The 24,804-nt window shown below is 65.9% G+C and carries 14 protein-coding genes and 1 pseudogene; 11 read left to right on the top strand and 4 right to left on the bottom strand.

Annotated features, from left to right (window positions below):
- The 3 genes from dsbD to dsbG all read left to right on the top strand — a co-directional run.
- The coding region (gene dsbD, locus HP547_RS10350) for a protein-disulfide reductase DsbD (RefSeq protein ID WP_172286234.1) at nt 1-1,541 on the top strand (1,541 nt) is incomplete at its 5' end.
- Complete coding sequence (locus tag HP547_RS10345; protein WP_172286233.1) at nt 1,541-2,377, top strand: TlpA disulfide reductase family protein; 837 nt, start codon at nt 1,541-1,543, stop codon at nt 2,375-2,377. The genes dsbD and HP547_RS10345, both read left to right, overlap by 1 nt.
- 1 nt (nt 2,378) lies before the next feature.
- Nucleotides 2,379-3,137 carry a thiol:disulfide interchange protein DsbG gene (gene dsbG, locus HP547_RS10340; protein WP_172224109.1) on the top strand — a complete coding sequence of 253 codons (759 nt, stop codon included), beginning with the start codon at nt 2,379-2,381 and terminating at the stop codon, nt 3,135-3,137.
- Nucleotides 3,138-3,232: 95 nt separating this feature from the next.
- Here dsbG and HP547_RS10335 read toward each other — a convergent pair whose 3' ends face one another.
- Nucleotides 3,233-16,186 carry a non-ribosomal peptide synthetase gene (locus HP547_RS10335; protein ID WP_172286232.1) on the bottom strand — a complete coding sequence of 4,318 codons (12,954 nt, stop codon included), beginning with the start codon at nt 16,184-16,186 and terminating at the stop codon, nt 3,233-3,235.
- A 302-nt stretch (nt 16,187-16,488) separates the two neighbouring features.
- Here HP547_RS10335 and HP547_RS10330 point away from each other — a divergent pair, with 302 nt between their 5' ends.
- Nucleotides 16,489-17,019 (top strand): RNA polymerase factor sigma-70, encoded by a 531-nt coding sequence (locus HP547_RS10330; RefSeq protein ID WP_012273397.1) that lies wholly within the window; start codon nt 16,489-16,491, stop codon nt 17,017-17,019.
- 145 nt (nt 17,020-17,164) lie between these two features.
- On the opposite strand, the gene HP547_RS10325 is transcribed toward HP547_RS10330, so the two are convergent.
- A complete protein-coding gene (locus HP547_RS10325; RefSeq protein WP_172286231.1) occupies nt 17,165-18,178 on the bottom strand; it encodes a GNAT family N-acetyltransferase in 1,014 nt (337 codons plus the stop codon).
- 63 nt (nt 18,179-18,241) lie between these two features.
- Entirely contained in the window at nt 18,242-19,042 is an 801-nt protein-coding gene (locus tag HP547_RS10320) for an ABC transporter substrate-binding protein (protein WP_172286230.1), read from the bottom strand.
- Nucleotides 19,043-19,235: 193 nt separating this feature from the next.
- Here HP547_RS10320 and HP547_RS10315 point away from each other — a divergent pair, with 193 nt between their 5' ends.
- The gene (locus HP547_RS10315; protein WP_172286229.1) at nt 19,236-19,787 is read left to right on the top strand and encodes an exonuclease domain-containing protein; all 552 of its coding nucleotides are present in this window, start codon (nt 19,236-19,238) and stop codon (nt 19,785-19,787) included.
- Nucleotides 19,788-19,863: 76 nt separating this feature from the next.
- Nucleotides 19,864-20,148, top strand: a complete 285-nt coding sequence (locus HP547_RS10310; protein WP_043203870.1) for a pyrimidine/purine nucleoside phosphorylase — start codon at nt 19,864-19,866, stop codon at nt 20,146-20,148.
- A gap of 141 nt (nt 20,149-20,289) precedes the next feature.
- Here HP547_RS10310 and HP547_RS10305 read toward each other — a convergent pair whose 3' ends face one another.
- A complete protein-coding gene (locus tag HP547_RS10305) occupies nt 20,290-20,985 on the bottom strand; it encodes an alpha/beta family hydrolase (protein ID WP_256676306.1) in 696 nt (231 codons plus the stop codon).
- A 50-nt stretch (nt 20,986-21,035) separates the two neighbouring features.
- Here HP547_RS10305 and ccoN point away from each other — a divergent pair, with 50 nt between their 5' ends.
- The 5 genes and pseudogenes from ccoN to HP547_RS10280 form a co-directional block, all read left to right on the top strand.
- Entirely contained in the window at nt 21,036-22,460 is a 1,425-nt protein-coding gene (gene ccoN, locus HP547_RS10300; protein ID WP_172229182.1) for a cytochrome-c oxidase, cbb3-type subunit I, read from the top strand.
- Nucleotides 22,461-22,473: 13 nt separating this feature from the next.
- Nucleotides 22,474-23,082, top strand: coding sequence for a cytochrome-c oxidase, cbb3-type subunit II (gene ccoO, locus HP547_RS10295; RefSeq protein ID WP_172232491.1), 609 nt, complete (start codon nt 22,474-22,476; stop codon nt 23,080-23,082).
- A 5-nt stretch (nt 23,083-23,087) separates the two neighbouring features.
- Nucleotides 23,088-23,288 carry a cbb3-type cytochrome c oxidase subunit 3 gene (locus HP547_RS10290; RefSeq protein WP_172232488.1) on the top strand — a complete coding sequence of 67 codons (201 nt, stop codon included), beginning with the start codon at nt 23,088-23,090 and terminating at the stop codon, nt 23,286-23,288.
- Complete coding sequence (gene ccoP / locus HP547_RS10285) at nt 23,285-24,220, top strand: cytochrome-c oxidase, cbb3-type subunit III (RefSeq protein WP_172232485.1); 936 nt, start codon at nt 23,285-23,287, stop codon at nt 24,218-24,220. Before HP547_RS10290 ends, ccoP begins: the two co-directional genes overlap by 4 nt.
- 465 nt (nt 24,221-24,685) lie before the next feature.
- A pseudogene (locus HP547_RS10280) lies at nt 24,686-24,804 on the top strand (cytochrome C oxidase Cbb3); the annotation flags it as partial.

Below are 24,804 nucleotides of genomic sequence, written 5' to 3'. Positions count from 1 at the left end.
TGTACCAGAAGCGCCTGAAATTCGACGGCCTGCCGGCCGAGCAGCACCCGCAATTGCCGCCGGCGCTCAACCACCATGACGAGTTCTTCGGAGACAGCGCGGTGTACCGCGACCAGCTCGAACTGCTGCTGCCCGCCAACGCCCAGGGCCAGCTGCGTCTTGGCTGGCAGGGTTGTGCCGACGCCGGCCTGTGCTACCCGCCGCAAACAACCATGATCGAGCTGGGCGGCAGCGCGGCACCCGCCGCCGAACAAGCCAGCGACCAAGCCCTGGCCAGCGGCCTGCAAAGCGGCAACCTGGCCTGGGGCGTACTGGCATTCTTCGGCCTTGGCCTGCTGCTGGCCTTTACCCCCTGCTCGCTGCCAATGCTGCCGATTCTCGCCGGGCTGGTCATGGGCAATGGCGCCAGCGCCCGGCGCGGTTGGCTGCTGGCCGGCGTCTACGTGCTGAGCATGGCCCTGGTGTATGCCGCCCTGGGCGTGGTCGCCGCGCTGCTGGGAGCCAGCCTGCAGGCCTGGCTGCAGCAACCCTGGCTGCTGGGCAGCCTGGCGGGGCTGTTCGTGCTGCTGGCCCTGCCGATGTTTGGTGCCTTCGAGCTGCAACTGCCCGCCGCCCTGCGTGACCGCCTCGACCGCGCCGGGCAAGGTACCCGCGGTGGCAACCTGTATGGCGCGGCGCTGCTGGGCGCGCTGTCCGGCCTGCTGCTCGGCCCGTGCATGACCGCGCCACTGGCCGGCGCGCTGCTGTACATCGCCCAGAGCGGCGACGTGCTGCAAGGTGCGCTGGTGCTGTTCAGCCTCGGCCTGGGCATGGGTGTGCCACTGCTGTTGCTGGTGACCCTGGGCAACCGCTACCTGCCGCGCCCGGGCGCCTGGATGAACCGGGTAAAAGGCGTGTTCGGCTTCGTGTTCCTGGCCATGGCGCTGTACACCGTGCGCAGCCTGCTGCCTGCCCCCCTGGTGCTGGGCATTGGCGGCGCCTGGCTGATTGCCCTGGCCTGGGCTGCCTGGCCAGCCCTGCAACGTTTGCCGGCGTTGCGCGCGGTGCCCCTGCTGTGTGCCCTGTGGGGCGGCCTGCTGCTGGTGGGTGCAGCAGCCGGTGGCGACGACCTGTGGCAGCCGCTGCGCCCGTTCGCCGGGGGGGGTGCACCGGCCGCCAGCCAGCACGCCGAAGACCGCTTCGTCACCGTCAGCCGCCCCGAAGACCTGCAACGTGAACTGGATGCAGCCAAGGCCCGTGGCCAGTGGGTGATGGTCGACTACTATGCCGACTGGTGCGTGTCGTGCAAGGTCATGGAAAAACAGGTATTCGCCCGCAGCGACGTGCAGGCCGGCCTGGCCGGTGTGCACCTGCTACGGCTGGACGTGACCGCTGACAGCCCGGCCAGCAAAGCCCTGCTGCAGCGCTACCAGGTACCCGGCCCGCCAAGCATCATCTGGATCGGCCCGGAAGGCGACGAACGCCGCGCGCGGCGCATCACCGGTGAAGTGGATGCGGCCACGTTCCAGCAACACTGGACCCAGACCAGGAGCCAAGGCTGATGCTCACCGTAACCCTCGGGCCACTGACCATGGCCCTGAACCACCTGCTGATGCTGACCGCCCTGGTAATTGCCAGCGTGGTCGGCTGGTGGGTGGCCCGGCGTGGCGGCCAGAGCCCGGAATCGGCGCTTTTCAACCTGTTCCTGATCGGCCTGCTGTGCGCCCGCGCCGGCTTCGTGCTGGCCTACTGGCCCATGTACCAGGGCGACCTGGTGCAGGTCATCGACATCCGTGATGGCGGTTTCCTGTTCTGGTCGGGCCTGGCCGGCATCGTACTCGCAGCCCTGTGGCAGGGCTGGCGCCAGCCGGGCCTGCGCCGGCCGCTGGGCTGGGCGTTGTTCAGCGGCGCATTGTTCTGGGGCCTGGCCAGCTTCGGCGGGCACTTGTACAGCAAAGGCACCGAGCTGCCCGAACTGACCCTGCGCAATGCCGGCAGCCAGCCGGTGGCACTGCACAGCTACCGCGGCAAGCCATTGGTGATCAACATCTGGGCCACCTGGTGCCCACCCTGCCGGCGCGAAATGCCGGTACTGCAACAGGCGCAAGGCGACTATCCGCACGTGACCTTCCTGTTCGTCAACCAGGGCGAAACCCCGGAAAACGTCAGCACCTTCCTCGCCACCACCGGCCTCAGCCTGACCCATGTGCTGTTCGATGGTACCGGCCTGCTGGCCCAGCGCGTCGGCTCCATGGCCCTGCCCACCACCCTGTTCTACGACGCCGATGGGCGGCTGGTCGACAGCCACCTGGGCGAGCTGTCCCGGGCCAGCCTGCGCCATGCCCTGGAGCCTTTCGACCGGGCCGCAGCGCCCGCCCCTGCCGCACAAGGAAACTGACATGCGATTGACTGCACTACTGCCCCTTTCACTGGCCCTGCTGGCCGCCCCCGCCCTCCAGGCCGAAGAACTGCCCAAGGCGGTTCAGCAACTGCAAGCCAAAGGCGCCGTGATCAAGGGCAGCTTCGACGCCCCCAACGGCCTGCGCGGCTATGCCGCCGAGTATCAGAACAACGCCCTGGCCCTGTACCTGACCCCAGACGGAAAGCACGTACTGGTCGGCAGCCTGTTCGACGAACAGGGCAAGGACCTCAGCGCCGAGCCGCTGCAAAAGCTGGTGTACGCACCGATGAGCAAGGAGGTCTGGGCGAAGATGGAGAAAACCGCCTGGATCGCCGACGGCAAGGCCGATGCGCCGCGCAAGGTATACCTGTTCAGCGATCCCAACTGCCCGTACTGCAACATGTTCTGGGAGCAGGCGCGGCCGTGGGTGGAGTCGGGCAAGGTGCAGTTGCGCCATATCATGGTCGGCATCATCCGCGAGGACAGCCCTGGCAAGTCGGCGGCGCTGCTGGCAGCGAAAGACCCGGCCAAGGCGCTGCAGCAGCACGAGAAGGCAGGCAAGGCCAGTACGCTGAAGGCCCTGGACCAGGTGCCGGAGGCAGTGCAGCAGAAGCTGGCGGCAAACATGGCGCTGATGGAAGAGCTGGGGTTGCAGGCTACCCCGGCGATTTTCTATCAGGATGAGCAAGGCCAGCTGCAGAGCCAGCAGGGGGCACCGCGGCCGGAGATGCTGGGCAAGATTCTCGGCAAGCGCTAGCGCATGTCGTGAGTTTTGCAGTGGGGCAGAGATCGAGCGCCGCCCGCGCGGCGCTCGATTTCCGCCACTCTGCAAGTCCCAAGCCGAACCCTCCCCTACAACCCCTCCAGCTCGGCCATCAGGTCACTCAGCCGGTCGACCTTGTCGTCATCCAGCGCACTGCCCTGCAACCCCTGCACATACACCGCAAGCTCCGCCACCGTGCTGCACTCGAACATCGCCCGCAGCGGCACATTCAGTTGCAGTTGCTTCTGCACCCGCGAGGCGATCTGCGTGGCCAGCAGCGAATGCCCGCCCAACTCGAAGAAGTTGTCATGCACCCCGACCCGGTCGGCCTTCAGCACATCAGCCCAGATACCGGCCAGTACCTCCTCCAGCTCGTTGCCCGGCGCCTGGTATGCCTGGCTGTGCTGGCCACCGATATCAATGGCCGGCAGCGCCTTGCGGTCGAGCTTGCCATTGGCGTTGTGCGGCAGGCTGTCGAACCAGCCCCAGTGCAGCGGCACCATGTACTCCGGCAACTCGGCACGCAGGCGCTGCTTGACCCGCTCCAGCAGCGCGGCATCAGCGACGATGCCCTGGTGCGCCACCAGGTAACCGACCAAATGCTTGCCGTTGACACCCTCCTGCACCCCGACGGCAGCATCGCGGATTTCGGCCTGCTTATGCAGCCTGGCCTCGATCTCGCCCAGTTCGATGCGGTAGCCGCGAATCTTCACCTGATGGTCGATGCGGCCGACATACTCCAGCACACCGTCCGGTCGTTGCCGGGCCAGGTCACCCGTGCGGTACAGGCGTTCACCCGGCGCCCCGTAAGGATGAGGGATAAACGCCAGCGCAGTGCGCACAGGGTCACCCACATAGCCACGGCCCACACCGGTACCGGCAACGCACAGCTCGCCCACCGCCCCCAGCGGCACCAGCGTCTGGTCCTCGGCAAACAGGTAAAGGCGGTTGTTGTCGGTGGGGGTGCCGATCGGCAGGTAGCTGCCTTGGGTCGACGCGGCATCGACGCGGAAGAACGCCACGTCATCCGAACACTCCGCCGGGCCATAGGCGTTCACCAGGCCGATGTGCGGGTATCGCTGCAACCATTGCGCCGCCAGTTCCGGTGGCATGGCTTCGCCGGTCGGCAGCATCCAGCGCAGGCCATCCAGCGCCTGGTGGTCGTTGGCCAGCATGCCCTGGATCAGCGACGGCACGCTTTCCAGCACGGTAATGCCAGTGGCCTGCACATGCGCCAGCAAGCCCTGCGGGTCATGCGCGATGGCGTTGGGCACGATCTCCACTTTGGCGCCGAACAACGGTGCCGCAAGGAACTGCCACACCGAAATGTCGAAGCTCTGCGAGGCGGTCTGGGCGATCACGTCGTGCTCGCTCAGCGCCAGGTAGGGCACCTTGCTCAGCTGGTTGTTGAGCATGCCGCGCTGCTCGACCATCACCCCCTTCGGCAGGCCGGTGGAGCCTGAGGTGTAGATCACATAGGCGAGGTTATCCGGCCCACTGTGGATACCCGGGTTGTGGCTCGCCACCGAGCTGGCCTGGATGTCTTCCCACACCAGCAACTGCGGCCGCACGGTCGCTTCCAGTTCACCCAGCAACTGCCGCCCCTGCTCGGCACAGGCCGCGCTGCACACCAGCACTGGCGTGCGGCTGAGCTGGACAATGCTTTGCAGGCGCGCCGCCGGCAGGCCCGGGTCCAGCGGCAGGTAGCCAGCACCGGCCTTGAAGCTGGCGACGATCATACCCAGCAACGGCAGCCCGCGTTCGGCCAGCAACGCCACCGGCTGGTCCACGCTGACCCCGGCGGCTACCAAGGCGTGGCCCAGTCGGTTGGCCGCCAGGTTCAGGCCGGCGTAGTCGTAGGCGGCCTCCAGGCAGCGCGCCACGGTACGTTGCGGGTGCGCGGCGACCTGCGCTTCGAACTGCGCGATGTAGCTTTGCTCCAGGGGGTAGGCGCGCTCGGTGCGGTTGCAGTCCTCCAGCAGGAAGCGCTGCTCCTCGTCGCCCAGCAGCGGCAGTGCACTCACCTCCCCTTCAAAACCTTGCACCAGCGCCAGCAGCAGGCGCTTGAACTCGGCGAGCAGGCGCTCGACGGTCGGGTAGTCGAAGTAGCGCTGGTCGAACGACAGGTGCAGGCCCAGGTCATCGCCCGGGTAGCACACCGCCGTCAGCGGGAAGTTGGTGTGGGTACGGCCCGAGTCGGAGCTGGCGTTCAAGTGCTGGGCGTGGTCGAGCACGGCGGTTTCCACCGGCGCATTCTCGAACACGAACAGGCTGTTGAACAGTGGCTGGCCCTTGGGCAGTTCGCTGCATTCCTGGATTGCCACCAGCGGCAGGTACTCGTACTCGCGCAGTTCCATGTTGCGCTCCAGCAGGCTTTGCAGCCACTGGCGCACGCTGCAGCGCTCGCCGGCTGCCGGCAACTGCACGCGCAGGGCGACGCTGTTGATGAACAGGCCGACGGTGCGCTGCATCTGCGGCATGCTGACCGGGCGCCCTGCAACGGTGACACCAAAGGCCACGTCGCGCTCGCCACTGTAGCGTGCCAGTACCAGCGCCCAGGCCGCCTGGGCGAAGGTGTTGACGGTGAGTTGATGGGCCTGGGCCAGTTCGCGCAGGCGCCCGCCTTCGCTTATGTCCAGGCGGGTATGGCAGTCGCCCACGATCATGCCGTCACCGGCATGGTCATGACGCAGCGGGCGGTCGCTGGGGATCGCCGTGGCGCGTTCGAAGCCGGCCAGGCTGGCCTGCCACCAGGCGCGTGCGTCGTCCAGGCCCTGGCGTTGCAGCCAGCCGATGTAGTCGCGGTAGCGCGGCGGCACCGGCAGCTGCGCCTGGCGGCCTTCGCCGAGGGCCTGGTAGAGCTCGAAGAAGTCGTTCATCAACAGCGAGCGGCACCACGCATCGATGAGGATGTGGTGGTTGCTCATCATGAACCAGTAGCGCTGGTCGGCCACCCGCACCAGGCGCAGGTGGAACGGCGCTTCGCTGAGCAAGGCAAAGCCGGCTTCGCGCTCCTGCTTGTGCAAGGCCTGCAGGCGCTGCTCCTGGGCGTCATCGGCAACGCCGCGCCAGTCCTGGTAGTCCACCGCCAGGTTGCCCGGTTTGTGGATGATCTGCAGCATCGCCTCGCCGCTGTTCCAGCTGAACGATGCGCGCAGCGCCTCGTGGCGCGCGACTACGGCCTGCCAGGCCTGGGCAAAGCGTTCAGGGTCGAGCGCGCTGTTGATGCGGTAGCGGTCTTGCATGTAATACAGACCGGTGCCCGGCTCCAGCAGGGTATGCAGCAGCATGCCTTCCTGCATCGGGGTCAGCGGGTAAACGTCCTCGATCTGTGCAGCCGGCACCGGCAGCGCGTCGATCTGCTGCTGGGTCAGGTGCGCCAGCGGGAAGTCCGAGGGTGTGAAGCTGCCATTGCCATCGGCCAGGCAATGGGCGATCAGCGCCAGCAGCTCCTGGCGATAGGCCTCGGCCAGGCGGGCGATGGTCGGCTCGTCATAGCGCTGGGCGCTGAAGGTCCAGCGCAGTTGCAGGGCGCCGCCATACACCTGGCCATCGACGCTCAGCCAGTTGGGCAGCGGCGCGTCGAGGTCATGCGCCAGACCGGCAGCGCTGTCCAATGGCTGGAACAGCGCGGTGCTGTCGAACTGCTGGTCGAACTGGCCGAGGTAGTTGAAGGTGATCCGCGCTTGCGGCAAGGCCGCCATCTGCTCGCGCCCGGCCGCATCGGCCAGGTAGCGCAGCACGCCGTAGCCCAGGCCTTTGTGCGGCACCTGGCGCAGCTGCTCCTTGATACGCTTGATCGAACCGGCCCGTGCCACCTCGTCCTCGCCCGGCAGCGGGCGCAGGCTCAGGGGATAAGCGTTGGTGAACCAGCCGACGCTGCGGGTCAGGTCCATGTCTTCGAACAGCCCGTCGCGGCCATGGCCTTCAAGCTGTACCAGCACTTCTTCGGCGCCGCTCCATGTGCACAGGGCACGCGCCAGGGCGGTCAGCAGCAGGTCGTTGACCTGGGTGTGGTAGGCCGCCGGGGCCTGCTGCAGCAACTGCCGGGTCTGCTCCACATCCAGGCCGATGGCCAGGGTGCGGGCATGGCGGTGCAGGTTGCCGCCCTGCGGGTGATCGCACGGCAGCTCACGGCGCACGCCGCCCAGCTGCCCTTGCCACCAGCCCAGCTCGTCGCGCAGCGAATCGCTGCCGGCGTAGCTGGCCAGGCGCGCGGCCCAGTCGCCCATGGCATGGGTCTTGGCCGGCAACGGCTGGCCGCGGTACAGCGCCTGCAGGTCTTCGAGCAGCACGCGCCACGACACGCCATCGACCACCAGGTGATGGATCGCCAGCAACAGGCGCTGGCTGCCCTGCCCGTCCTGCACCAGCAAGGCGCGCAGCAGCGGGCCCTGTTGCAGGTCGAGGCTGCGCTGCAGGTCGCTGTACAACGCCTCGCAATCATTGAAGTCGGCGACGCTGGCGGTCCACAGCAGCTGCTCGGCGGCAGGCGCGGTGTATTCGGCCTGCCAGCGGCCAGCGGCGTCGCTGAAACGCAGGCGCAGGCTGTCGTGGTGCTGCACCAGGCCGGCCAGCGCCTGTTCCAGTGCGGCCTCGTCCAACGGCTGCCGCGCCTCCAGCAGCACGGCCTGGTTCCAGTGCTGCGGCTGCGGCACTTCGCTGTCGAAGAGCCAGTGCTGGATCGGCGTCAGGCCAGTCTGGCCTTGGCGCAAGCCCTGTTCGATGTTGCCCGGGGCTTCGCTGTGGCGGGCGACGGCCGCCAGGGTCTGGATGGTCTGGTGCTGGAACAGGTCGCGCGGGGTGAATTGCAGGCCGGCCTGACGGGCGCGGCTGACCACCTGGATCGACAGGATCGAGTCGCCACCCAGTTCGAAGAAGTTGTCCTGCACGCCGACCCGGGCAATGTTCAGCACGTCGCGCCAGATCTGCGCCAGTTGCGCTTCCACCTCGTTGCCAGGCGCCTGGTATTGCTGGCGCGCCTGTTCCAGGTCCGGCAGCGGCAACGCACGGCGATCAAGCTTGCCGTTGCCCATCAGCGGCAGGTTGGTCAGCAGCACCAGGTGCGCGGGCACCATGTAGTCCGGCAGATGCTGGCGAGCGTCGGCCTTCACCGCCTCACGCAAGCGGCTTTGCGCCTCGCTGTCGGCGGCGGCCTGTCGGCACACCAGGTAACCCACCAGTTGCTTGCCACCCGGCAGGTCGAGCGCCAGCACCACCGCCTCTTCGACATCGGCATGCGCCTGCAGGCGGCTTTCGATTTCGCCCAGCTCGATGCGGAAGCCGCGGATCTTGACCTGCTGGTCGGCACGGCCGACGTACTCCACCAGGCCATCCGTGCCTAGGCGCACCAGGTCACCGGTGCGATACAGGCGCCCGCCTTGGGTGCTGAACGGGTCGGCAACGAAGCGCTCGGCACTGAGGCCCGGGCGGTCGTGATAGCCCTGGGCAAGGCCGGCGCCGCCGACATACAACTCACCAATGCCGCCTTGTGGCAGCAGGGCCAGGTCTTCGTCGAGGATGTAGGCGGTACGGCTGCCGATGACGCGACCGATCGGCACGCTGCCCAGCTCCGGCGGCAGCGCCTCTGGCGCCAGGCAGGCCAGTGGCATGACCACGGTTTCGGTCGGGCCGTAGGCGTTGAAGAACTGCTGCGGCACAAACGCCTGGCGGATGCGCTGCAGGTGCTCGCCGGTCAACGCTTCGCCACCAGTGATCACCAAGCGCACGGGCAACTGTTCGGCCTGCCCGCCCAGGTACTGCGCCAGCTGGCTACCGTAGCTGGGGGTGAAACCAAGAATGCTCACCTGCTGGTCGCGCACCAGCTGGCAGATTTCCTCGGCGCCCCACTGCCCCTGGGCGCGCAGCACCACACGGGCACCGCACATCAACGGCACCCACAGGCGCTCGCTGGCAGCGTCGAAGTTGATCGAATAGAAGTGCAGCTCGCAGTCATCGCTGCGCATGCCGAACGCAGCGATGACTGCCTGGCAATGCATGGCGAACTCGCCGTGGCTGACCACCACACCTTTGGGCTTGCCGGTGGACCCGGAGGTGTAGATCAGATAGGCCTGGTGTTGCGGCAGGGTAAGGTTGTCCAGCGCTGCATCGCTATACCTCGACAAACTGGCAGCGTCGTCTTCCAGGCTCCAGCGCGCCACCCCTTCGGGCAGCTCGCCCAGGCTTTGCAGCAGCTCGCGCTGGCCTAGCAGCAGGCCGATGCGGCTGTCTTCGATCATGTAGCGCAGGCGGTCGAGCGGGTACTCGGGATCGAGCGGCACGTAGGCACCACCGGCCTTGAGAATGGCCAGCAGGCCGACGACCATTTCCAGCGAGCGCTCCAGCGCCAGGCCCACGCGCACCTGCGGGCCGACACCACGCTCACGCAGGGCGCGGGCCAGGCGGTTGGCCTGCTGGTCGAGTTCGGCATAGCTCATGTGCTGGCCGGCAAAGGTCAGCGCACCCGCCTGCGGCGTGCGTGCGGCCTGGGCGGCAAACAGGCCATGCAGGGTCTGCTTGAGGTCGAAGTCATGCTCGCCCTGCAGCTGGCTCACCATCACCTGCTGCTCGGCGTTGCTCAGCATCGGCAGCTCGCACAGGCGCTGTTGCGGGTTGTCCAGCAGGCCGACCAGCAAGTGCTGCCAGTGCTCGGCCATGCGCGCAATGCGCGGCTCGTCGAACAGGTCGCGGCTGTAGGTCAGGCAGCAGCCCAGACGGCCGTCGAGGTCGGTCACCTCCAGGTACAGGTCGAACTTGGTGGCGCTGGCGTCGTTGACCAGGTAATCCACCTGCATGCCCGCCAGCGTGCGGCTTTGCTGGAAGGCCCAGCGCTGCACGTTGCACATCACCTGGAACAGCGGGTTATAGGCGCTGCTGCGCGGCGGCTGCAAGGCTTCTACCAGCTGATCGAAAGGCAGGTCCTGGTGCGATTGGCCTTCAATGGCGGCCTGGCGTATCTGCTCCAGCAACGCGCTGGCGGTCATCTGCCCGTCCAGCTCGCAGCGCAGCACCTGGGTGTTGAGGAAGGCGCCGATGAGGCCTTCGCTTTCAGGGCGAATGCGGTTGGCCACCGGCGCGCCGATGCGCAGGTCGCGCTGGCCGCTGTAGCGGTGCAGCAAGGCGGCCAGGGTGGCGGTCATGGTCATGAACAGGGTCAGGCCGCGCTGGCTGTTGAACGCATGCACGCGGGCGACCAGTGCCGGGTCGAGCTCAAAGCGGAACAGCTCGCCGCGGTGGCTCTGCACAGCCGGGCGCGGGCGGTCGGCGGGCAAGGCCAGCACCGGGTGCTCGTCGCCCAGGCGGGCTTGCCAGTAGGCGAGCTGGCGGGCGCCTTCGCCGCTTTCCAGCCATTGCCGCTGCCACACGCTGTAGTCCAGGTATTGAACCGGCAGTGGCGCCAGCGGCGACTCGCGGTCATCGACGAAGGCTTCGTATAGCTCGCCCAGCTCGCGGGCGAAGATGTCCATGGCCCAACCTTCGGTGACGATGTGGTGCAGGGTCAGGACGAAGAAGTGCTCGCGCTCCCCGGCCTTGACCAGGCAGGCACGCAGCAGCGGGCCGCGCTCCAGGTCGAACGGCTGGTGCGCCTGGTCGTCGGCCAGCTGCTGCAGGCTTTGCTGGCGCATATCGACGGGCAAGGCGCTGAAATCCTGCCAGTCCAGCTGCAGGCCGCTGTCTTCGGCCACGCACTGGTACGGCACGCCGTCGATGCTGGGGAAGGTGGTGCGCAGGGTTTCGTGGCGCACAATCAGCGCCTGCAGCGCGCGCTCGAAAGCATCCACATGCAGGGTGCCGCGCAGGCGTGCCATGCCGCCGACGTTATAAGCCGGGCTGCCCGGCTCCATCTGCCAGAGGAACCACATGCGCTGCTGCGAATACGACAGCGGCACCGCCTGGCGGCGATCGACGCGGGCGATCTCGCCTTGCAGGTTGCGCTCACCGGCTGCGCGAATACGCGCAATCTCGGCACAGAACGCACCCAGCTCGCTGGCTTCGAACAAGGCCTTGAGCGGCAGTTCGACATCGCAGGCCTGGCGGCTGCGCGAGACGATCTGGGTCGCCAGCAGCGAGTGGCCGCCCAGGGCAAAAAAGTCGTCCTGCAAGCCCACGCGCGGCAGGTTCAGCACTTCGCGCCAGATGGCGGCAACCTGTTGCTGCAGCTCGGTTTGCGGTTCGACGTGCTCACGCTGCTGCCACACCGGGGCCGGCAGCGCCTTGCGATCGACCTTGCCACTGGGGCCCAGGGGCATCTGTGCCAGCGGGATCAGTTGTGCCGGCACCATGTAGACCGGCAGTTGTTCAGCCAGCACGGCCAGCACCTCGGCAGGCTGAGCGCTGCCGCTGTAGTAACCGACCAGTTGCGCACCGACAGCATCCTTGTGGATCACGACCAGCGCCTGCTCGACACCCGCCTGTGCGAGCAGGCAGGCCTGGACTTCCTCGGGCTCGACGCGGAAGCCACGCACCTTTACCTGCTGGTCGATGCGGCCAAGGTACTCCAGCGCCTCGAGCTGGGCCTGCCAGCGGGCACGGTCGCCACTGCGGTACAGGCGTTCGCCGTTGCCGTCGGTGTGGGGTACGAAGCGCTCGGCGGTAAGGCCCGGGCGGCCGAGGTAGCCACGGGCCAGGCCCGCCCCGCCCAGGTACAGCTCGCCCGCAACGCCCGGGGCGGCCAGTTCCAGTTCATCGTCCAGCACGCGGCACAGCACATTGCCCAGCGGGCGGCCGATTGGCGAACGCTCGCCATCTGCAACCTGGCAGTGCCAGTGAGTGACGTTGATGGCGGTTTCGGTCGGGCCATAGCGGTTGTGCAACTGCACCTGGGGCAGCACTTGCAACACCCGGTCCCGCAGTGCGGCAGGCAGCGCCTCGCCACCGGAGAACAGCCGGCGCAGGCTGCTGCAGGCGGCAGCCTGAGGCTCCTGGACGAACACTTGCAACAGTGGCGGCACAAAGTGCAGCGTGGTCACGCCATGGGCCTGTACCAGCGCGGCGATGCGCTGCGGGTCGCGGTGCTCGCCGGGGCCGGCAAGCACCAGCTTGCAACCGGTGACCAGCGGCCAGAAGCACTCCCACACCGAAACGTCGAAGCTGATTGGCGCCTTCTGCATCAGCACGTCGCTGTCGTTCAGCGCATAGGTGGCTTGCATCCATTGCAGGCGCTCGGCCAACGCCGCGTGGGTGCTGCCCACGCCTTTGGGCTGGCCGGTGGAGCCGGAGGTGTAAATCACGTAGGCCAGGTTGTCGCCGTGCAGGTGCAGGCCGGGGGCATGGCTGGGCCAGCTGTCCAGGTGCAACTGGTCGAGGGCGATGGCGCTCACCCCTTCGACCTGCGGCAGCTTGCCCAGCAGGTTGCTGTGGCTAAGCAGCAGGCCGGCATTGCAGTCGGCGAGCATATACGCCAGGCGCTCGGCCGGGTAATCCACGTCCAGCGGCACGTAGGCACCGCCTGCCTTCAGAATCGCCAGCAGGCCGACCAGCAGTTGTGGCGAACGCTCGATGGCGATGGCCACGCAGGTGTCGGGACCGACGCCTTTGTCGCGCAGGTAGTGGGCCAGGCGGTTGGCCTGCTGGTGCAGCTCGGTGTAATCCAGGCTGCCACCTTCCCAGGCCAGGGCAGTGCGTTGCGGGGTCGCGCGTGCCTGCTCGTGGAGCTGTTCTACCAACAGGCGCTGCGGCGCAGCGGTGGGTGCCTGGCCCCAACCCAGCAACTGCGCGCGGCTTGGCGCGTCAAGCAACTGCACTTCGCCCAGCGCCCGTTGCGGCGCGGAACACACCTGCTCCAGCAGGGCCAGCAGATGCTGTGCCAGGCGCTTGACGGTGCTGGCCTCGAACAGCTCGGCGGCATAGTCGAAGGCCAGGCTCAGGCGGCCCTGGTGGTCTTCTTCACTGTGCAGCTGCAAGTCGAACTTGGCCTCGCGGCTGTGCCATGGCAGCTCTTCGGCCAGCAGACCCGGCAGCCGGCGCAGGGCCGACAGGTCGCGTTGCTGATGGTTGAACATGACCTGGAACAGGCCCTGCTCACGGGCTTCGGGCAGGGCTTCGACCAGCTGTTCGAAGGGCAGGTCCTGATTGGCCTGTGCCTCCAGCGTGGCCTGGCGCACCTGCGTCAGCAGCTGGGTGAACGGCAGGCGACCATCCAGTTGTGCGCGCAGCACCTGGGTATTGATGAAGAAGCCGAGCATACCCTGGGTTTCCAGGCGTGGGCGGTTGGCATTGGGTACGCCGACGCGAATGTCGGCCTGGCCGCTGTAGCGGTGCAACAGCGCCTGCCAGCCTGCCAGCAGGACCATGAACAGGCTGGCCTGCTGCTCACGGGCCAGGCCCTTGAGCGCGTCGGCAAGCTGGGCCGGGACCTTGAGGCTGAGCCGGGCGGCGCTGTGCTCGCGCTGGTTGGCGCGCGGGTGGTCGGTGCACAGGTCGAGCACCGGCAGCTCATCGCCCAGTTTGCCTTTCCAGTACTGCAATTGTCGCTTGGCTTCGCCTGCGGCCAGCCACTGGCGCTGCCAGGTGCCGTAGTCGGCGTAACCCAGGGTCTGCGGCGCCAGTGTGGCCTCCAGGCCTTGGCAACGCGCGGCGTACAGCTTGGCAAACTCGTCGAGCAGAATATTCAGCGACCAACCGTCGGCCACGATGTGGTGCAGGGTCACCCACAGCTGGTGATCTTCATCGCCCAGGCGTACCAGGGTGACGCGCAGCAGCGGGCCCTGGGTCAGGTCGAACGGCAACCGGGCCTCGGCTTCGCGCCGGGCCGCAACCGCTTCGCCACCCAGGCCTTGCAGGTCCAGGCGCTGCACGTCGAGGGGCTGATGCGCCAGGATGCGCTGCAGCGCCTGGCCGTTGTCTTCGCTGAACACGGTGCGCAGGGATTCGTGGCGCGCTACCAATGCCTGGAAGGCGGCTTCCAGTGCGCTTTGGTCAAGCTCCCCACGCAAACGCAGGCCGGCCGGAATGTTGTAGGCCGCCGATTGCGGCTGTAACTGCCAGAGTAACCACAGGCGGTTTTGCGCCAGCGACTGGGGCAACGCCTGAGCGCGCTCCAAGGTAGCGATTGCCGCGTTCTGGGCACCGCCTTCGGCGAGCAGGCTGGCCACGGCGTTGCTGTAATCGGCCAGTACCGGCGCTTCGAGCAAGGTGCGCAGGCTCAGGTTGATGCCCAGCTCATCGGCCAGGCGTGCGGTGGCCTGGGTGGCGGCGATGGAGTTGCCGCCCAGCAACAGGAAGTGGTCGTCTGCCGCCACCGACCCTACCTTGAGGATGTCGCGCCAGACGCCGGCGATGCGTGCCTGCAGTTCATCACCCGCCGCCGCGCCCGCACGCGCTTCGCTCACCTCGGGGAAGCGCGCGTAGCAGTCCAGGCTGCCATCGTCCATGCGCAGGCGGCAGGCCGAGCGCTGCAGCTTGCCGCTGGAGGTTTTCGGCAGTGCGCCGGGGTTCAGCAGCAGGACCACGGCCGGGGCTTGGCGGCACGCATCGGCGATGACCTGGCGCAGCGTCCTGATCAGTTCCTGGGGCTTGATTGCCTTTTGCACGTTGCGGCTGATTTCCACTGCAACGCCGATGCCCTCCTCGCCTTGGTGCTCGACCGCGAACACCGCCACCCGGCCTTTGCGCAGCACCTCGACTTCGCGCTCCAGGGTTTTTTCCAGGTCCTGCGGGTACAGGTTCTGCCCGCGCACGATCAACATGTCTTTCAGGCGCCCGGTGACGAACACTTCGCCGCCCCGCATGAAGCCAAGGTCGCCGGTACGCAGCCAGGTCTGGCCGTCCATTTCGACAAAAGTGCGGGCGCTGGCTTCGGGGTTGCGCCAGTAACCCAGGGCGATGCTCGGGCCACCGGCCCAGATTTCGCCAACCTGATTGTCGCCCAGCACCTGCAGACGCTGCGGTTCGACGACACGTACCGCGTGCCCTGGCTGGGGGTAGCCGCAGCTCATCAGCACACTGCCCTTGCCGGGCTCGGCGCGGTTGGCGGCGAAGGCTTGGGCGTCCAGTTCCAGTGCGGCGATGCCCTGGCCACGGCGGCTGCCGCTGACGAACAGGGTCGCCTCGGCCAAGCCGTAGCTGGCGAAGAAGTTCTGCCGGTCGAAGCCGCAGGCCTGGAACTTGTCGGCGAAGGTCGCCAGGCTGTCCTGGCGGATCGGCTCGGAGCCGGAGTAGGCGACACGCCAGCGGCTCAGGTCGAGGCCGGCCAGGGACGCTTCGCTGACCCGCTCGCTGCACAGGCGATAGGCGAAGTCGGGGCCACCGCTGATGGTGCCGCCGTACTCGCTGATGGCCTGCAACCAGCGCAGCGGGCGGGCCAGGAAGTAACCCGGCGACATCAGCACGCAAGGCACGCCGCTGAAGATCGGCTGCAGCAGCCCGCCGATCAGGCCCATGTCGTGGTACAGCGGCAGCCAACTGACGATCACGTCGTCGGGGTTGAGGTCGATGCCGAAGCCACAGCGGATCAGTTGCTCGTTGGCCACCAGGTTGCCGTGGCTGACCTGCACGCCCTTGGGCAGTGCGGTGGAGCCCGAGGTGTACTGCAGGAAGGCGATGTCATCGCCCTTCAGCGCCGGCTCGCGCCAGCTGGCGGCCAGTGCCGGGTCCAGGCCATCCACCGCCAGCAGTTCGGGGCCATCGGCTGCCGCCAGGGCATGCAGCCCTTGCAGGCTGTGGTGCAGCGCCGCCACGGTCAGCAGCAGGCGCGGTTCGGCGTCGGCGATGATCGACAGCAAGCGGTCCTGGTGGTGCTGGCGTGCGGATTCCGGCGGGTAGGCCGGCACCGCGATCACGCCCGCGTACAGGCAACCGAAGAACGCCGCCACGTAGTCCGGCCCGCTGGGGAACAACAGCACTGCACGGTCGCCGAAGCTGGCACGGGCCTGCAACGCAGCGGCGATGGTGCGCGCGCGCTGGTCGAGGTCCCGGTAGCTGAGCATGGCCTGCTCGCCGGGAGCATCGGCCAGAAAGCGCAAGGCGATCTTGTCCGGGGTCTGCGCGGCGCGTTGCGCCAGGGCCTGGACCAGCGAGAGCGGGAGTTCGAAGGCGTCCGTCATGGGGTGTTCCTGCCAGTGTCTGGTGGGGTCGGCCGGCTGCTCCGCGACGTGGGGCGGGCAGGGTCGGCGGCCGGGGATGTACACAGGGGAACGGATGGGCGGGGGGAGAAATTAGCGGGGGGTTGGGGTTTTGGGGGTTGTGGGGGCATGCCTTAAGAGGGCTGCCCTTAGAACCGAAAGATACAGATACTAATTACGTTTCGTATTTGACAATCATTATCATTCTGAATAGTTTGTCGCACGTCGTAGGAAGCTTCCCAAAAACGGGTGCGTCCTTTCCCCTCTGTGACAAGGTGATTTCCATGGCGGAACAACTATCCACAAGTAAGTGCGATTCACCATTACTCCAGGCCTTCGTCGACAACCGCAGCATCCTGGTCAAGATCGCTGCACGCATTACCGGCTGCCGCTCACGCGCCGAAGATGTGGTGCAGGATGCGTTCTTCAGGCTCAGCGCCGCCCCGCAGATCACCTCGTCGTTCAAGGCGCAGCTCAGCTACCTGTTCCAGATCGTGCGCAACCTGGCGATCGACCACTACCGCAAGCAGGCGATGGAGCTGAAGTACTCCGGCACCGAGGAGGAAGGCCTGAACGTGGTCATCCAGAACGCATCGCCCGAAGCCACGCACATCAACCTTGCCGCACTGGACGACATTGCCGAAGCCTTGAACGAGCTACCGCAGCGCACCCGCTATGCCTTCGAGATGTACCGCCTGCATGGCGTGCCGCAGAAGGACATCGCCAAGGAGTTGGGCGTGTCGCCGACGCTGGTCAACTTCATGATTCGCGATGCCCTGGTGCATTGCCGCAAGACGGCCAACCGGCAGGCTTGAGTCTTCAGGTTCGCGTCCATGGGGCTGCTACGCAGCCCATCGCCGGCAAGCCAGCTCCCACATCGACCGCATCAACTTCAAGCCATGCGCCATCCCTGCGGGAGCTGGCTTGCCTGCGATGGGCCGCAAAGCGGCCCCATGGCCCTCAAGCCAGCTTGCAGCGGTCGAAAAACCGCTCCCGCCCGAGAATCATCAGCGCCGCCCGCTTGTGCGGGAAGTCGAATTCCTTGTCGCAATGGAAACACTGATCCTGCATGTAGCCGATCATCTTGCCGTTGTCGGCGCGCGGCTCGGCCACCACCCGCTGGGTACGCGGGTCATCCAGGAACAGGTAGTGCACCAGCGCCGAGAGCCAGCTGGCCACCTTGTGCGGACCGCGATGGCTCTCCTCCCCCACCAGCATGTGAATGCCACGGTCGTAGTCGTCGGCCGGATAGAACGGCGCGATGCGGTCTTCCTTGGCCCAATACGCCTCGAAATAGGCGAACGGCTCATCATCGAAGCAGCCGATCAGCGTCAGCGTATGCGGGTCCGCTTCAAGCTTGCTCAGGTACTCATGGTGCTGGGCAAGCGAGCCACCCTCCTGCCAGAACGCTTCTACCCGCGGGTTGTTCTGCCAGCGGTTGAAACGCTCCAGATCGTGCTCGATCTCCAGGGTGCGCAGCGACACCCAGCTCCCCAGCCGTGCATCGAAACGCCGGTACACTTCGCCACGCGGTTTGGGCGCGCGGCGCGGGTGGCGCTTGCCGTTGCTGAGCTGCATCTGCTGCGGGTACACCGCGGCCGCCGCCTCGCCCAGCCAAGGCTGCGGCAACTGCCAGAACAGCGCCCGCTCGCACAGGTACTCACCCGGCCGTTCAGCGATCAGCAGCAGGCCACTGGCCAACGCTTGCGGCAGCGCCTCGGGCAGGTGCCAGGCCAGGCGCTGGCAGGCTGTGTCGCGGGACAACAGCCAGTAGCACGCAGCCCACAAGGCTTGATAGGGGCGCTCGGGGCACAGGCGCTCAAGGTGAACATGCAGGGTGGCACCCGCCTCCAGCCGCAACTGGATCAGCGGGCGGCCTTCAAGCGACAAGCTCAACACGCTATCGCCCTCCTCGGCACTGAGGCTGCGCCAGCGAGGCGGTGATTGTGGCTGCGAAGCGGCATCGAAGGGCATGGGCTCGACTCACTAAAATGAAGAAAAGGCTCACTGCTGGGAACGAGGCCGGCGCGCCGGAATTTACTCCTTGGGTGCCGTGACCGTGATGCGATAGGGCGCGAAGATGCGCGCCAGCTCACCGCTGTCGCGCAGGCCCCGCAGCAGCTCGGCGAACGACTGCTCGCCAATCGGCGCGCCCGGGCGCAGCAAGGCGTAGTGGTGATAGACCTGGTCGATACGCTGCGACGGCACCAGCTGCGCCTGGCTGGCCGGGTTGCGCGCCAGAAAGTCGCTGAGGTAGGAACGGGTGACCAGCGCGATATCCGCACGGCCTGCCTGCACCATCAGCAGGTTGCTGTCGTGTGAGTAGGTCAGGGTCGCGCTGTAGGTTTTGCGCAGGTAGTCCGGGTCGGCCTTGAAGCCGGCGAACGCATAGTGATAGCCGTTGAAAAGGGCCAGGCGCTTGCCGCGCAGCTCGTCGAAGTAACGCGGGTCACGGCCGTTGGCCTGGCGGGCAACGAATACTTCGGCGTCTTCCAGGCCCATGTCCACGGTCTGGTGGGCAATCGTTTGCCAGCCCCATTGCGGGTTTTCGAAGATGGCCATGTCGGTGCGGCCTTGCTGGAAGTCACCAAAGCGCCGCTGGATGGACGTCGGCACCAGTACAAAATGGTAGTGCTGCTGAGCGCGGTTCAGCGCGTCGATCAGTTGCGGCAGCAGGCCGGTGTCGGCCCCCTGTTCCGGGCGCACCGTGTAAGGCGGGAAATGCGCCGCGCCGATCTTGACCTCGACCGCTGCACCAGCCCATGCCGGCCCCGCCAGCCAGAACATGGCCAGCAGCATCAGGGTGGACAAGGCCTTGAGGCCGGGCGCTGGAGTCAAGACGGACACTCGTAACGGATCATGCCTGGGTCCGCCTAAGCTAGGCGTTTTCCGGGGAGGGCACAACTGCTGATGCCTGATCTTTGCCACTCTTCATGCCGCTCTTTATGCCAAGGCAGACGGCAAAATGCCATAGGGTGCCGGATGCCCCGAGTTTGGCTACGCTCTAGCAGGATCTGCAAGGGAGCCTGCTATGGGCCATTGGTTGGTGATCGACCTGGAAGCCACTACCGACGAGGGTGGGTGGCCGGTCACAGAGATGGAAATCATTGAAATCGGCGCAAGCCTTGTGACCCGCGAAGGCCGCGAAGTCGACCACTTCCAGCGCTTCGTGCGGCCGCGGCGGCGGCCGCAGCTGACCCCGTTCTGCCGCGAGCTGACCCACATCAGCCAGGCCGACGTGGACAGCGCCGTGCCGTTTCGCGAGGTGTGGGCGAGCTTCGAGCGCTGGCTCGGGCATTATCGCGGGCAGCTTCAGGGCTGGGTCAGTTGGGGCGACTACGACCGCCAGCAGTTGCATCAGGAATGGCAGCAGCAGGGGCTCGACAGCCTGCTGCGCAGCCTGCCCCATATCAACCTCAAGCAACGCTTTGCCAAGGCCCGCCACCTGCAGCGCCCCACCGGGCTCAATGGTGCCCTGCAACTGGCCGGCATGCACTTTTGCGGGCAGCAGCACCGGGCCCTGGAAGATGCGCGCAACACGGCGCGGTTACTGCCTTCGACCCTGCCTCCAAATGGCACCTGAAAGCGGATGACGGGGCGGATGGGCTTGGGCATACTGGCCAGCCCTTTTTTCATCTCCCTCTATTCAGGAGTCGCCCATGTTCCAGGTCAACGAGTACTTCAACGGCACCGTCAAGTCGATCGCATTCGCGGGCGAAGAAGGCCCGGCCACCGTGGGCGTCATGGCCCCGGGCGAGTACGAATTCGGTACCGCCAAGCGCGAGATCATGCACGTGGTATCGGGTGCGCTGACCGTGAAGCTGCCGGGTAGCGACAACTGGGAAACCTTCAAGGCTGGCGACAAGTTCAACGTGGCTGCCGACAGCAAGTTCCAGCTGAAAGTGGCAGTGGATACCGCTTACCTGTGCGAGTACCGCGACTAAGCATTGCTATCGGCACGCTCGTTGTAGGAGCGGCCTTGTGTCGCGAAAGGGCCGCAACGCGGCCCCAGCAACTCCGGTTGCGAAGCTTGGATCCTGGGGCTGCTTCGCAGCCCTTTCGCGACACAAGGCCGCTCCTACAAATCATCTGCCAACCAGGAAATCTGCTACTTTTTCGGCGGCCGCCTGCATATGCTGCTCATGACTGAACCCCGACGCCTTCAACGGCTTCAGGTCATGGTCCCCCGCCACTAGCCAGCACACCTCGATCGCCGGCGACAACACATACCCCGCCACCGCCTCGCGATTGCCCAGCGCATCCCGCTCGCCCTGCACGATCAACGTCGGCGTCTTCAGATCGGCCAGGTGCTCGACCCGTGGCTTCTCCGGTTTGCCCACCGCATAGAACGGGTAGCCCAGGCACACCAGCGCATCCGCGCCCAATTCGTCAGCCACCAGGCTGGCCATGCGCCCGCCCATGGACTTGCCGCCCACGGCAAGCTTGCCCGCGACCAAAGGTCGCACCTGCCGGTACACCTCGCGCCAGCATTCCAGCAAAACCTTTTGCGGATTCGGCGGCCGCTTGCCGCCGCCAACCCTGCGCTCGGCCATGTACGGAAACTCGAAGCGCACTACCGCTACCCCAAGTGCCGCAAGCCTTTGCGCCATTTCTTCCATGAACCCGCTGTCCATCGGCGCACGGGCGCCGTGGGCCAGGATCAGGCAGCCCTTGTAGCCGTCTTTGCCCTGCACCTGGGCAGGATCGCAGCGCAAGCCTGGGACATTTGCGACCTTCGCCCATTGATCCCCGTCAATACCGGCACTTTGCCCATTAATCATGCTTGCCTCGCTGTAAAGCCTGCCAAATAACCGTGGATGGGAACCCATACATGAACACAACCAGCAGTACCGCCTATAACTACAAGGTGGTCCGCCAATTCGCCATCATGACGGTGGTGTGGGGAATCGTCGGGATGGGGCTCGGCGTCTTCATCGCCGCCCAGCTCGCCTGGCCTTCCCTCAACTTCGACCTCCCCTGGACCAGCTTCGGCCGCCTGCGGCCCCTGCATACCAATGCGGTGATCTTCGCCTTCGGCGGCTGCGCACTGTTCGCCACCTCCTATTATTCGGTGCAACGCACCTGCCAGACCACCCTGTTTTCGCCTAGGTTGGCGGCGTTCACCTTCTGGGGCTGGCAACTGGTGATCGTGCTGGCGGCCATCAGCCTGCCACTGGGCTACACCAGCTCCAAGGAGTACGCCGAGCTGGAATGGCCGATCGACATCCTGATCACAATTGTCTGGGTCTGCTATGCCATCGTGTTCTTCGGCACGCTGATGAAGCGCAACACCAAGCACATCTACGTGGGTAACTGGTTCTTCGGCGCCTTTATCCTGACTGTGGCGTTGCTGCATCTGGTCAACAACCTGGAACTGCCGGTCAGCCTGACCAAGTCGTATTCGGTGTATGCCGGCGCCACCGACGCCATGGTGCAATGGTGGTACGGCCACAACGCGGTGGGCTTCTTCCTGACCGCGGGCTTCCTGGGGATGATGTACTACTACGTGCCCAAGCAGGCCGAACGCCCGGTGTATTCCTATCGCTTGTCGATCGTGCACTTCTGGGCGCTGATCACCCTGTACATCTGGGCCGGCCCGCACCACCTGCACTACACCGCCCTGCCCGACTGGGCGCAGTCGCTGGGCATGGTGATGTCGCTGATCCTGCTGGCACCCAGCTGGGGCGGCATGATCAACGGCATGATGACCTTGTCGGGTGCCTGGCACAAACTGCGCAGCGACCCGATCTTGCGCTTCCTGGTGGTGTCGCTGGCGTTCTACGGCATGTCCACCTTCGAAGGGCCGATGATGGCCATCAAGACGGTCAACGCCCTGTCTCACTACACCGACTGGACCATCGGCCACGTGCACGCCGGCGCGCTCGGCTGGGTGGCGATGATCTCGATCGGCGCGCTGTACCACACCATCCCGAAAGTGTTCGGCAAAGAACGCATGCACAGCCTCGGCCTGATCAACGCGCACTTCTGGCTGGCTACCATCGGCACTGTGCTGTACATCGCCTCGATGTGGGTCAACGGCATCGCCCAGGGCCTGATGTGGCGTGCGGTCAACAGTGACGGCACGCTCACCTACTCGTTCGTGGAAACCCTGGTGGCCAGCCACCCAGGCTTCGTGGTGCGCTTCGTCGGCGGCGCGATCTTCCTCAGCGGCATGTTCCTGATGGCCTGGAACACCTGGCGCACCGTCCGTTCGCCGGCGCTCGATATCGCCCCTGCGAACGCCCAGCTGGCTTGAGGAGACCTGCCTGATGAAACATGAAGTCATCGAGAAAAACGTCGGCCTGCTGGCCCTGCTGATGGTGTTCGCCGTCAGTATCGGCGGCCTGACCCAGATCGTCCCGCTGTTCTTCCAGGATGTGACCAACAAGCCGGTGGAGGGCATGAAGCCCTACACGGCGCTGCAACTGGAAGGCCGCGACATCTACATCCGCGAAGGCTGCGTGGGCTGCCACTCGCAGATGATCCGCCCGTTCCGCGCCGAAACCGAACGCTACGGCCACTACTCGGTGGCCGGCGAGAGCGTGTGGGACCACCCGTTCCTGTGGGGCTCCAAACGCACCGGGCCGGACCTGGCCAGGGTCGGTGGCCGCTACTCGGACGACTGGCACCGCGCGCACCTGTACAACCCGCGCAACGTGGTACCGGAGTCGAAGATGCCGTCGTACCCGTGGCTGGTGGCCGAGCAGGTCGACAACAGCCACACCGACACCAAGATGCGCACCCTGCGCACCCTCGGCGTGCCGTACACCGACGAAGACATTGCCGGGGCCCGCGAGGCGGTCAAGGGCAAGACCGAGATGGATGCCCTGGTCGCCTACCTGCAGGTGCTCGGCACCGCGATCAAGAACAAGAGGTGACTGCGATGGAAATGGACATCGGCATGATCCGCGGTCTGGGCACCCTGGTGGTGATGATCGCCTTCATCGGCCTCAGCCTGTGGGTATTCAACCGCCGCCGCGACCGTGATTTCGCCGAAGCGCGCCTGCTGCCCTTCGACGACGACCGCCTGCCCGCTGCCGGGCAGGAACCTGCCAAGACTGCCGTTAGGAGTAATGGGCAATGACCACCTTCTGGAGTACGTACATCAGCGTACTGACCATCGGCAGCCTGATCGGCCTGACCTGGCTGTTGCTGTCGACCCGCAAGGGCCAGAGCAACAACACCACCGACCAGACCATGGGCCACAGCTTTGACGGCATCGAGGAATACGACAACCCGCTGCCCAAGTGGTGGTTCTGGCTGTTCGTCGGCACCCTGGTGTTCTCGGTCGGCTACCTGATCCTCTACCCGGGCCTGGGCAACTGGAAAGGTATCCTGCCGGGCTATGAAAACGGCTGGACCGGCGTCAACGAATGGCAAAAGGAAATGGACAAGGCGGATGCCAGGTTCGGCCCGATCTTCGCCAGGTACGCCGCCATGCCAGTCGAGGAAGTGGCCAAGGACCCGCAAGCGCTGAAGATGGGCGGGCGCCTGTTCGCATCGAACTGTTCGGTGTGCCATGGCTCGGACGCCAAGGGTGCCTATGGCTTCCCCAACCTCACCGACAAGGACTGGCGTTGGGGTGGCGAGCCGGAAACCATCAAGGCTTCGATCATGAACGGCCGCCACGGTGTGATGCCGGCCTGGGCGCAAGTGATCGGCGAGCAGGGCGTGGCGGATGTGGCTGCGTTCGTGCTGACCAACCTCGATGGCCGCAGCCTGCCGGAAGGGATCAAGGCCGACGCGGCCAAGGGCAAGGAGGTTTTCGCCGCCAACTGCGTGGCCTGCCACGGGCCGGAAGGGAAAGGTACAGCGGCCATGGGGGCGCCGGACCTGACTCATCCGCAGGCGTTCATCTATGGTTCGAGCTTTGCGCAGCTGCAGCAGACCATTCGCTATGGTCGCCAGGGGCAGATGCCGGCGCAGGCCGAGATCCAGGGTAATGACAAAGTGCATCTGTTGGCGGCTTATGTGTACAGCCTGTCGCAGGAGCCTGAAAACCTCACCGCCCAGTAACACCCGGGGGCTGCTTTGCAGCCCATCGCCGGCAAGCCAGCTCCCACAGGTACAGCGCAAGACTTCAGCGTTGTGAAATCCTGTGGGAGCTGGCTTGCCGGCGATAGGGTCGCAAAGCGGTCCCCGCTCTTGCCCGCCACATACCCTCCCTTGCACCCCCTCCGAACACAACTAAGCTTGTTGCCTCAGCGGGCGTCGCTCCAAAAGGGCCGACGCAGACGCGGCGCATGGCCTGTCGCCGCCCCGATAAAAGCCTGACCGATCGATCAGAAAAATATGAAAAACGGTACACATTACAAATATTTATTTGTGTACAATCGTTCAGACCCGATCGCTGCGGGACATCAGTGAACGGGCCCGGACACGGGTCGGCGTACCAAAGTTGCGTTGCGGTAACCGCGGTGGTTATCAATACTGGCGCCGATTTTTCGACCAACAAGAACATCAAAACCGTGGAACCTTAGAATGAGCACAGCAATCAGTCCGACTGCTTATAACTATAAGGTCGTCCGCCAGTTCGCCATCATGACGGTGGTCTGGGGGATCCTTGGCATGGGCCTCGGCGTCTTCATCGCCTCGCAGCT

The organism is Pseudomonas sp. CM27, assembly GCF_013179515.1.
In the GTDB taxonomy this organism is placed as follows: Bacteria; Pseudomonadota; Gammaproteobacteria; order Pseudomonadales; family Pseudomonadaceae; genus Aquipseudomonas.
The sequence above is the reverse complement of the archived record's forward strand: the minus strand, read 5'-3'. Positions and strand labels throughout refer to the sequence as shown.

What these genes read in the sequence shown, in the direction of transcription:
- ccoP (WP_172232485.1), top strand. Translation starts at nt 23,285, where the DNA reads ATGACCACCTTCTGGAGTACGTACATCAGCGTACTGACCATCGGCAGC.
- dsbG (WP_172224109.1), top strand. Translation starts at nt 2,379, where the DNA reads ATGCGATTGACTGCACTACTGCCCCTTTCACTGGCCCTGCTGGCCGCC.
- HP547_RS10315 (WP_172286229.1), top strand. Translation starts at nt 19,236, where the DNA reads ATGGGCCATTGGTTGGTGATCGACCTGGAAGCCACTACCGACGAGGGT.
- HP547_RS10325 (WP_172286231.1), bottom strand. Translation starts at nt 18,178, where the DNA reads ATGCCCTTCGATGCCGCTTCGCAGCCACAATCACCGCCTCGCTGGCGC.
- HP547_RS10290 (WP_172232488.1), top strand. Translation starts at nt 23,088, where the DNA reads ATGGAAATGGACATCGGCATGATCCGCGGTCTGGGCACCCTGGTGGTG.
- HP547_RS10330 (WP_012273397.1), top strand. Translation starts at nt 16,489, where the DNA reads ATGGCGGAACAACTATCCACAAGTAAGTGCGATTCACCATTACTCCAG.
- HP547_RS10310 (WP_043203870.1), top strand. Translation starts at nt 19,864, where the DNA reads ATGTTCCAGGTCAACGAGTACTTCAACGGCACCGTCAAGTCGATCGCA.
- ccoN (WP_172229182.1), top strand. Translation starts at nt 21,036, where the DNA reads ATGAACACAACCAGCAGTACCGCCTATAACTACAAGGTGGTCCGCCAA.
- ccoO (WP_172232491.1), top strand. Translation starts at nt 22,474, where the DNA reads ATGAAACATGAAGTCATCGAGAAAAACGTCGGCCTGCTGGCCCTGCTG.
- HP547_RS10335 (WP_172286232.1), bottom strand. Translation starts at nt 16,186, where the DNA reads ATGACGGACGCCTTCGAACTCCCGCTCTCGCTGGTCCAGGCCCTGGCG.
- HP547_RS10345 (WP_172286233.1), top strand. Translation starts at nt 1,541, where the DNA reads ATGCTCACCGTAACCCTCGGGCCACTGACCATGGCCCTGAACCACCTG.
- HP547_RS10305 (WP_256676306.1), bottom strand. Translation starts at nt 20,985, where the DNA reads ATGATTAATGGGCAAAGTGCCGGTATTGACGGGGATCAATGGGCGAAG.